This is a genomic window from Thermodesulfobacteriota bacterium (assembly GCA_035559815.1).
Lineage (GTDB): Bacteria > Desulfobacterota_D > UBA1144 > Nemesobacterales > CSP1-2 > DATMAT01.
This window is the reverse complement of sequence record DATMAT010000077.1, coordinates 48,197-56,743: the sequence shown is the minus strand read 5'-3', so window position 1 is coordinate 56,743 and position 8,547 is coordinate 48,197. Positions and strand designations below refer to the sequence as shown.

Below are 8,547 nucleotides of genomic sequence, written 5' to 3'. Positions count from 1 at the left end.
ATATTACGGGATCCGAGGAGACGGGGGTTAAAACTGGGGAGATTGACCATAGCGGATGGGAATCTGGGGATATGGTCGGCATTGGGGGAGGTGCATCCACATGGGGATGAGCAGAGGTGCTGGAACCATAAGATTACTAATGTTCTTGATGCTATGCCCCGGAGGGTGAGGAACGAGGCAGGAGAGTATATTAAGAGAATTCCCTATGCGGAGAGCAGGGAGGAATGCGAGGGTTTAAGGGATGAATTTATTAACCGATATAAGAGAGAATATCCGAAGGCGGTAGAGAAGCTTCTTAGTGACTGGGAGCGGATGGTGACGTTTTATTCCTATCCCAAGGAGCATTGGGTGCATATAAGGACAACCAATGTTGTGGAATCACCTTTTGGTTCAATAAGACTAAGGACCGATGCAGCCAAGAGGTTCAAGAGAGTAGAGAACGCCACGGCGATGATATGGAAGCTTCTTTGTGTAGCAGAGAAGAACTTTTATGCACTCCGGGGATACTGGTTGTTACCGGAAGTTTATGCAGGGAAGAGATTTGTTAATGGGATAATGGTAGAAGAAGTAAAAGTAAAGCAAAAAAGGAAGGCCGCCTGAATGATTTTTACACACCTATTGAAAAATCCCCCATTTTGGCTTTCTCTTGAGCAAGTTCATCTCGGGCCTTAGTAAAGCATTTTAGGTATAACCTTACTTTTACTTGTTACGCTTAGAATAAACTCCAGCAATATACCAAAGAGAAATTTGAGTTTTTGCATATAGAAATGTGCTTATATATTTGCTTTCGTCAACTTGGGAAATCATGTTTTCCTTGGTTTTATCATACCTCATATTGATGGGTAACCTCAACCAGGATAAATAAAGGACATTGAGCTTTCTTAAAATCAGTAGCTGAAGCGGTTTATTTAACCAAACTCTTAATTTGTGATACAATCAAGCTCATGGATAATAAGACCAGTTTTCATAACCGTTCTTATCAACTGAATGCTTGCAAAAATTAAAGATGAAAGAATATACAGATGAAAAGGTTAAGAAAACAAACACAGAAAAAAGCTAACGAGCCTCCAAAGATAAAAGCTAAAAACCCTACTACCCAACTCAACCTGTGAATGTATATATGACCCGTAACCCATCGGTTGTGCCTCCCGATACCGGAGCAAAAACAGGCTTCCGGATATTACAAACCAAGGGATTTAAACAGCTCCTTGTAATGGGGAAAGCATGTCGGCATCGTTAGCGACAGATAAATTCCGCAACCGAAGCAATCCCTTTTCCGAAAGCTAATGTTATGAATATCACCCACATGATAAGAGTCTACCCGGTCTTTGTCTGAGTTCGCCGTCATGTTAAAAGAAACCGTGTTTGAGAGGATTAGTCTTATTGACCTGCTTAGTTGTACTCACTACAATTGCTATAAAGCCAGGGAGCCTGATTTACAGTTGCTCTTATTTTAACCGGACAGTACTGAAACCGGTATATAAAAAATGTTGTAGATAAGGTAAAAAGAATCTCCGGCTCGGATAAAGTAAACATACTTGGATATTGTATGGGCGGGACGATGTCCGTGATGTACACAGCTCTTTATCCTGAAGATGTAAAGAACCTAGTTCTTATGACTACCGGCATTGATTTCAAAGCTTCAACTGAAGGTCTCTTAAACCTGTGGGGAGATAAATCGTATTTTAATGTGGATAGATTCGTAGAAGCTTATGGCAATGCACCTCCGGAATTTTTACAGGCCGTTTTTATATTTCTCAAGCCGGTTCAGAACCTCATCACAAAGTATGTGAATTTCTACGAAAAGCTCGACGATAAGAACGTCGTCGAAAATTTCCTGGCTATGGAGAAGTGGCTTAACGATAATATACCGGTTGCCGGAGAGGTTCTTAGAGAATTTATAAAGTATTGCTACCAGGAAAATTTGCTCGTAAAAAACAAGCTTAAAATCAACAACAAGGGCGTCAGCTTAAAAAAAATAAAATGCCCGGTATTAAACCTCGTTGCTGAAAATGACCATCTAGTCCCCCCTGCCACCAGCACAGTTCTTGAGAAATTGATATCCAGTAAAGACAAAGAGACCTTAGTTTTTCCGACAGGACACATTGGACTATCGGTAAGTAGCAAGTCTTTGAAAGAACTGTGGCCCAGGGTTTGTAGCTGGTTAGCTAAAAGGTCCGAGAAGTAGGTTAGAGATTTGACACTTCCTTAAAATTATAAACTGGAAAGCCACGACTATATTTGCCGCTCGCATCTATCATGCCGAATGCGTTAACTATAAAGTAGAGACGCAAAATTTTGCGTCTCTACGCTAGTTTCCCCCAACCTCGTATCCAGAAGTCTTAATCAGGGTGAAATAAGGAAATAACAAATTTTGCTCCCCCGCATCTCAAGTGATTTGAGAGCATCTAATATCTGACCCTCGTTGAAACAGTATGCACACATCGGACGTTATTTAATTGGAAATTCGTTTTTCTGATGTAATATAAATAAAAATCCAACTGAAAGGGTCAGAAATGGACAAATCCGAAGGAATAAAAGATAGGTACAAAGTAGTGATTATCGGTTCCGGGCCGGCCGGGCTTACCGCAGCACTTTATGCGGCAAGGGCTAACCTGGAGCCGCTCGTTTTTGAGGGAATACAGGCCGGGGGCCAGCTTACGTTGACCACCGCTGTCGAGAATTACCCCGGCTTTCCCGAAGGAATTATGGGGCCTGAGCTAATGGATGCTATGAGAAAACAGGCAGAGAGATTCGGTGCTAAGTGTATATTAGCCGAGGTATCGTCTGTAGACCTCTCCAGAAGACCGTTTAAGGTTGTAGCCGGTGAAATGGTTATACTGGCGGACACGCTTATAATCGCTTCGGGTGCCTCGGCGAAGCTCCTTGGACTGGAGTCGGAGAGAAAACTGATGGGTCACGGGGTTTCTACTTGTGCTACCTGCGACGGGTTTTTCTTCAAGGACAAGGAACTCGTGGTTGTAGGCGGCGGCGACACTGCGGTGGAAGAAGGAATATTCTTAACTAAGTTTGCTACCAAGGTAACGATAATACATCGACGGGATAAGCTAAGGGCGTCTAAGATTATGCAGGAAAGGGCATTTAAGAATAAGAAAATAGACTTCATCTGGGATTCCGTGGTGGAAGAGATACTTGGGGATAAGGAAACGGGAATTACCGGCGTCAGAATTAAGAACACCAAGACCGGGGAGGTTAGTATAAAGGCATGTCAGGGGGTCTTCGTTGCCATCGGCCACACTCCTAACACCAAACTCTTTGAGGGTCAGGTAGAGATGGACGACAAGGGATATATCATCACAAACAACCATACAAGCGAGACCAATGTGCCCGGAGTATTCGCGGCAGGGGATGTTCAAGACCACCGCTACCGCCAGGCCATAACCGCCGCCGGGACAGGCTGCATGGCCGCTATGGACGCGGAAAAATTCCTCGAAGAAAACGGCTAAATTGCATAATTCTTGTAGGAATAGGCCATGGCGTCTTCTTACTAAATTCTAAACGCTGCTAGCTTGATCGCTGTAGGGCTTACGTAACTTGACCGGTTCAACCTTATATCGCCGCATCCTCAAGTTGAGCATCTCCACGAACACCGAAAAGGCCATAGCGAAATAAATATATCCTTTTGGTATGTGCTGGTCTAAACCCTCCGCAATAAGAGATACACCGATCAACAGAAGAAAACTCAATGCCAGCATCTTAACGGTCGGATGGCGATGGACGAAGTCGCTTATGGGACCGGCAGACACCATCATAAATACCACTGCAATAACCACAGCGGTAATCATGACCCAGAGCTGGTTGGCCATGCCAATCGCTGTTATCACCGAATCCAGTGAAAACACTATGTCCAGTAATATTATTTGAATTATTACACTGACAAAAGAAGAGGCAATCCGCGCCGAGGAATGTCCTTCCTCGCCTTCAAGCTTGTCGTGTATTTCGTATGTGCTCTTGGCCAGGAGGAATAGTCCACCCAAGATAAGAATGATATCGCGGCCGGAAATTTCATTCCCAAACAGGGAGAAAAGAGGAAAGGTAAGCCGCATGATCCAGGTCAGTGAAAATAGAAGCGCTATTCGCATCAGCATGGCCAAGCCTAGACCTAGGGTTCTTGCCCTACCCTGCTGATTCCCCGGCAATTTGCCAGCCAGTATCGAGATGAAAATGATGTTATCTATGCCCAGGACAACCTCCAGAGCAGTGAGTGTAACCAAAGCAATCCATATTTGAGGATCGGTAAGCCATTCCATTTGGCAAACTCCTTTTGCGTGATTTTCGTTAATTATACATGTGAGCTCAGTGCTAGGTCGTTGGTAACAACAAGACGTACGATGAAAGTTTCCGCTTGGTCTAGTACGATATAAGGCTTGTTTTTACCGCTGTGGGATTTACTAACTATTAGAGGTCATATCCGGTTTCACCGTGGTGCGTCAGGTCAAGGCCGGCATTCTCTTCGTCTTCCTTGACCCGCAAGCCAACCGCAAGGTCAATTAGCTTAAGAATAATAAATCAAAGCAGGAAACGCTTACCTGTCCTGAGCTGGTCCCCGATTTAATCGGGGAAGGATATGCGTTCCCTACTTTTAGATTACGCTCAAAGGGGAGTTTAATACCTGTTTTATTCGAAGAGATAGTATTTTCGAGTTCTAATTAACCTTCTTTACCAAAAATCTTCTTGAAAAACGCCTTCATCCTTTCCCATGAGTCCTTATCCGCTTCCTCGTTGTATCCCAGGGGAATATCAAATTTTTCTGCAAAAGAATCTGCTTCTACCACCGTAAAACTGTGTTTGGCATCCGGATAGACTATGACCTCGTAATCGACGTTCAGGTTTTCCATTAGCCCCTTAAACTGTTCGACCTGTTCGTTGGTTAGAAACTGGTCAGCTCCGCCGTGGAAAACAATGACATCGGCTTTAACCTCCCCCGGTTTGGCATCGGAGCTGGTGGGGAGAATCCCGTGAAAACTGGCCACGCCATCCAGGTCTACGCCCCTAAGTGCCATGTTTAGCACGACCGCTCCGCCGAAGCAATAGCCGATTGCGGCGACCCGTTCTGGATCTACCGTCTCTTGACCTTTAAGCAAATTCAAAGCCGCCTCAAACCGGGCTTGGGCATCTTCCATTTTTGACATGACCATACCGGAGAGCTTCCCGGCCTCATCGGGATTGGCCGCCTGTTTAGCATCTCCATACATATCTACCGCCAGTGCAGTATAGCCTAATTCAGCCAGCATAGTGGCGCGCTTACGGGCATAATCGTTTAGCCCCCACCATTCGTGCACTACCAAGACTCCTGGCCTTTTGCCCTCTATGTTCTTGTCATACACCAGATATCCCTTCAACGTCGTCCCATTCGAGCTATATTCAACCTCCTCCCCCACTATGTTTGGACCCTTGGGAGCTTCCTCCGTTACGACTTCTTCTTCCACCACCTCCGGAGCCTTTTCCGCCTTCTCGGTCTTCTCCGCTTCTTCCACCTTTTCCTCCACCTTCTGACAGGCGGAAACGGCGAAACCTAGGATAATAGCCAATACAAAAACTTGCTTGAGCATTTTAAAAGCCGTCATGCGGCACCTCCTGTGGGCTTTAAAGGATTGTTAACTTAGCTAAATCAATAAGGCAACTTAGTCCGGCTTGAATTCGGCCGGCCCTAAGATTTTGTGATAATACAATAATCAGGAATCAAAATCAAAATCCAGTTTGTCTTCCTTCAAGATGATTCTGACATTTCCACCACTGGCTAATTTGCCGAACAAGATTTCCTTGGACAGCCTTTCCGTAATTTCGCTGTCGATCAACCTTTGAATAGGCCTTGCCCCTAACTGGCTGTCGTACCCCTTTTCCGCAAGATAGGACCTGGCTCTTGAGTCGAGTTTTACATTAACTTTTTTGGCTTTTAACCTTTCGGCCAATTGTCCTATGATTTTATCCACTACCATTTCCACTACCTTTTTATCCAGGGAATTAAAGTGTACGATCGCATTCAGGCGATTTCTAAACTCGGGACTGAAGTAGCGTTCAATCGCCTGTGCGGTCTTATCCTCATACTCGCTCTTGCCAAACCCCATGGTGCGCCTGCTGCTCTCCCGGGAGCCGGTATTGGTAGTGAGTATCAGTATTATTTGCCTGAAATCAACCTTTCTTCCGTTGGAATCGGTTAGGGTAGCATGGTCCATCACCTGGAGCAGTATGTTGTATATATCCTCATGTGCCTTCTCTATTTCATCCAGGAGCAATACCGCGTGCGGGTTTTGATATATCACCTCGGTAAGCTGACCGCCCTGGTCGAATCCCACATAGCCGGGAGGAGAGCCGATGAGACGAGAAACGGTATGTTTTTCCATGTATTCGCTCATGTCGAACCGGATGAACTCTATGCCTAAAGCCTGCGCTAGTTGCTTTGCTAGCTCTGTTTTGCCCACCCCGGTAGGGCCGGCAAACATGAAGGAGCCGACCGGCTTATGCGGCTCGTTGAGGCCCGCCCTGGACATTTGGATTGCCGTTACTACTTTATCGACGGCTTCATCCTGTCCAAAAATCACTCTTTTTAGGTCATCGGCCAGCGTCAGCAATCTTTGACGGTCGTCGATTTTTACGGAGCGGGACGGGATTTTGGCTATCTTCGACACCAGGGCTTCTATATCTTTAACCGTGACCTGCTTTATCTCGGATTTGTAATCCCTAAGCTTGACCTCCGCTCCGGCCTCGTCGATAAGGTCTATAGCCTTATCCGGCAACCTTCTGTCGTTTATATACTTGGCCGATAATTCTACGGCCGCCTTCAATGCCGAGGCTGAGTACTTAACCCCATGATGATCCTCGTAGTACTTCTTCAAACCCATTAGTATCTGGAACGATTCCTCCTGGCTAGGCTCGTAAACATCTATTTTCTGGAACCTCCTGGCCAGGGCATGGTCTTTCTCGAAGACGCTGCGATACTCTTTTAAAGTGGTAGTTCCGATACAGCGTATCTCCCCGTTGGCCAGGGCCGGTTTCAACATGCTCGAAGCGTCTAACGTGCCGCCGGAGACCGCGCCTGCACCTATGACCGTATGTATCTCGTCGATGAATAACACTTTGTTAGGATCGCCTTTCACCGCATCGATTATGGCTTTTAATCTCTCCTCAAAATCCCCCCGGTAGCGTGTCCCGGCGGTGAGAGAGCCCATGTCCAAAGCATAGATCTCTAGCTTCTCTAAAGATTTCGGAACCTTTTTCTCGACAATTCTTAGGGCAAGCCCTTCTGCAATCGCCGTCTTTCCGACCCCGGCATCGCCCACGAATATGGGGTTATTCTTTCGCCTTCTCGCCAGTATGTGGATGGTTCGCTCGATCTCCGTTCCTCGTCCGATAAGCGGGTCAATTCTGCCCTCCCTGGCTTTTTTCACCAAATTAGTACAGAACTGTGTGAGCGGGTCTTTTCGCCTGACCTCTTCCTTTTCAGCGTCATCCGAAGGAGTTTTGGATTCTCTATCCTGAGAATATCTAGAAACCCCGTGAGATAAGTACTTAATCACGTCGAGGCGGGTAACACCTTGTTCATTCAAGAAGTACACGGCGTGTGATTCTTGCACCCTGAACATAGCCGCCAGTACATTTCCGCTGGTCAGCTCCTTCTTCCCGGCTGATTCGACATGCATCGCCGCAAACTGCAGTACAAACTTGCTGTCAAGAGAGTATTCCGGCTCGGGAAGGTATTCCGACTTGATAGGCGGCATGTTCTTCTTCATGAACTCATCCAAAGAACTCTTCAACCTATGTATATCCGCACCGCAAGCTATTAATATATCGGCTGCGGCTGTATCTTCAGTTAAAGCAAGCAGAATATGCTCGAGAGTGATAAACTCGTGCCTCCTAGTCTTCGCCTCACGGTAGGCCCTTTGTAAGGTTTTTTCTAATTCTTCCGATATGATCATTCTTCTTCTCCCCCTTCCTCCACTTCTAGAATACATTTGAGAGGATGTTCATATTGATCAGCCAGAGTCTCCACCTGCATCACCTTCGTCTTGGCGATATCGTAAGTGTAAACGCCGACGATGCTCTTTCCGGTCGTATGCGCTTCCAGCATTATTCTAGTGCTCTCCTCCTTGCTTTTATAAAATACCCTCATCAAGACCCACACCACAAAATCTCTGGGGGTATAGTCATCGTTGAGAAGTACAATCCTGTACATGTCCGGTCTTTTTAACTTGACCCTTTCTTCGGTGAGCAGTTCACCTTCCGGGTCATCCCACTTTTTTCTTTCGTCTGACATGATTCTATGCCTCAAACAATCTTCGTTATTACCCTATAGTGAGTTGGAGGGCACAGTCTCACAATATGCACCAGAACCCGGTTTACCTAGCACTGTGCGAAAAGTTCCTCTGTCTTTTTCATCAATCCCTTCCTTAATTTTGACCGCTTCCTTTGTCATTTCAACCCCGTGAGATAATTGCATATCTCATAGGGGGAGAAATCTTACTGACGATATTGGTTAAGACTCCTCACATCCGCTCGGAATGACAAAGAAAGGGATAGATCCTTGAA

The 8,547-nt window shown here is 45.9% G+C and carries 8 protein-coding genes; 3 read left to right on the top strand and 5 right to left on the bottom strand.

The genetic code is table 11. The features are described 5' to 3' along the window. From VNN20_17615 to trxB, 3 genes are all read left to right on the top strand, one after another. Nucleotides 1-600: transposase (locus VNN20_17615; GenBank protein ID HWP94005.1), on the top strand; the 600-nt coding region annotated here is incomplete at its 5' end. 880 nt (nucleotides 601-1,480) lie between these two features. After that, nucleotides 1,481-2,188, top strand: coding sequence for an alpha/beta fold hydrolase (locus tag VNN20_17610; protein ID HWP94004.1), 708 nt, complete (start codon nucleotides 1,481-1,483; stop codon nucleotides 2,186-2,188). Nucleotides 2,189-2,516: 328 nt separating this feature from the next. Next, the gene (gene trxB, locus VNN20_17605; GenBank protein ID HWP94003.1) at nucleotides 2,517-3,467 is read left to right on the top strand and encodes a thioredoxin-disulfide reductase; all 951 of its coding nucleotides are present in this window, start codon (nucleotides 2,517-2,519) and stop codon (nucleotides 3,465-3,467) included. A 48-nt stretch (nucleotides 3,468-3,515) separates the two neighbouring features. On the opposite strand, the gene VNN20_17600 is transcribed toward trxB, so the two are convergent. The 5 genes from VNN20_17600 to clpS form a co-directional block, all read right to left on the bottom strand. Further along, nucleotides 3,516-4,271: a TerC family protein gene (locus tag VNN20_17600; protein ID HWP94002.1), complete on the bottom strand. Its 756-nt coding sequence runs from the start codon at nucleotides 4,269-4,271 to the stop codon at nucleotides 3,516-3,518. A gap of 148 nt (nucleotides 4,272-4,419) precedes the next feature. Continuing rightward, complete coding sequence (locus tag VNN20_17595; protein ID HWP94001.1) at nucleotides 4,420-4,524, bottom strand: hypothetical protein; 105 nt, start codon at nucleotides 4,522-4,524, stop codon at nucleotides 4,420-4,422. A 146-nt stretch (nucleotides 4,525-4,670) separates the two neighbouring features. Further along, nucleotides 4,671-5,588: a dienelactone hydrolase family protein gene (locus VNN20_17590; protein HWP94000.1), complete on the bottom strand. Its 918-nt coding sequence runs from the start codon at nucleotides 5,586-5,588 to the stop codon at nucleotides 4,671-4,673. Nucleotides 5,589-5,696: 108 nt separating this feature from the next. Beyond that, a complete protein-coding gene (gene clpA, locus VNN20_17585; GenBank protein ID HWP93999.1) occupies nucleotides 5,697-7,937 on the bottom strand; it encodes an ATP-dependent Clp protease ATP-binding subunit ClpA in 2,241 nt (746 codons plus the stop codon). Further along, nucleotides 7,934-8,275, bottom strand: coding sequence for an ATP-dependent Clp protease adapter ClpS (clpS, locus tag VNN20_17580; GenBank protein ID HWP93998.1), 342 nt, complete (start codon nucleotides 8,273-8,275; stop codon nucleotides 7,934-7,936). The genes clpA and clpS overlap by 4 nt, the downstream gene beginning before the upstream one ends. Nucleotides 8,276-8,547: the final 272 nt, after the last annotated feature.

Excerpts from the sequence above, each read along its gene's own strand:
- trxB (HWP94003.1), top strand. The coding sequence starts at position 2,517 with ATGGACAAATCCGAAGGAATAAAAGATAGGTACAAAGTAGTGATTATC.
- VNN20_17600 (HWP94002.1), bottom strand. The coding sequence starts at position 4,271 with ATGGAATGGCTTACCGATCCTCAAATATGGATTGCTTTGGTTACACTC.
- VNN20_17590 (HWP94000.1), bottom strand. The coding sequence starts at position 5,588 with ATGACGGCTTTTAAAATGCTCAAGCAAGTTTTTGTATTGGCTATTATC.
- clpA (HWP93999.1), bottom strand. The coding sequence starts at position 7,937 with ATGATCATATCGGAAGAATTAGAAAAAACCTTACAAAGGGCCTACCGT.
- clpS (HWP93998.1), bottom strand. The coding sequence starts at position 8,275 with ATGTCAGACGAAAGAAAAAAGTGGGATGACCCGGAAGGTGAACTGCTC.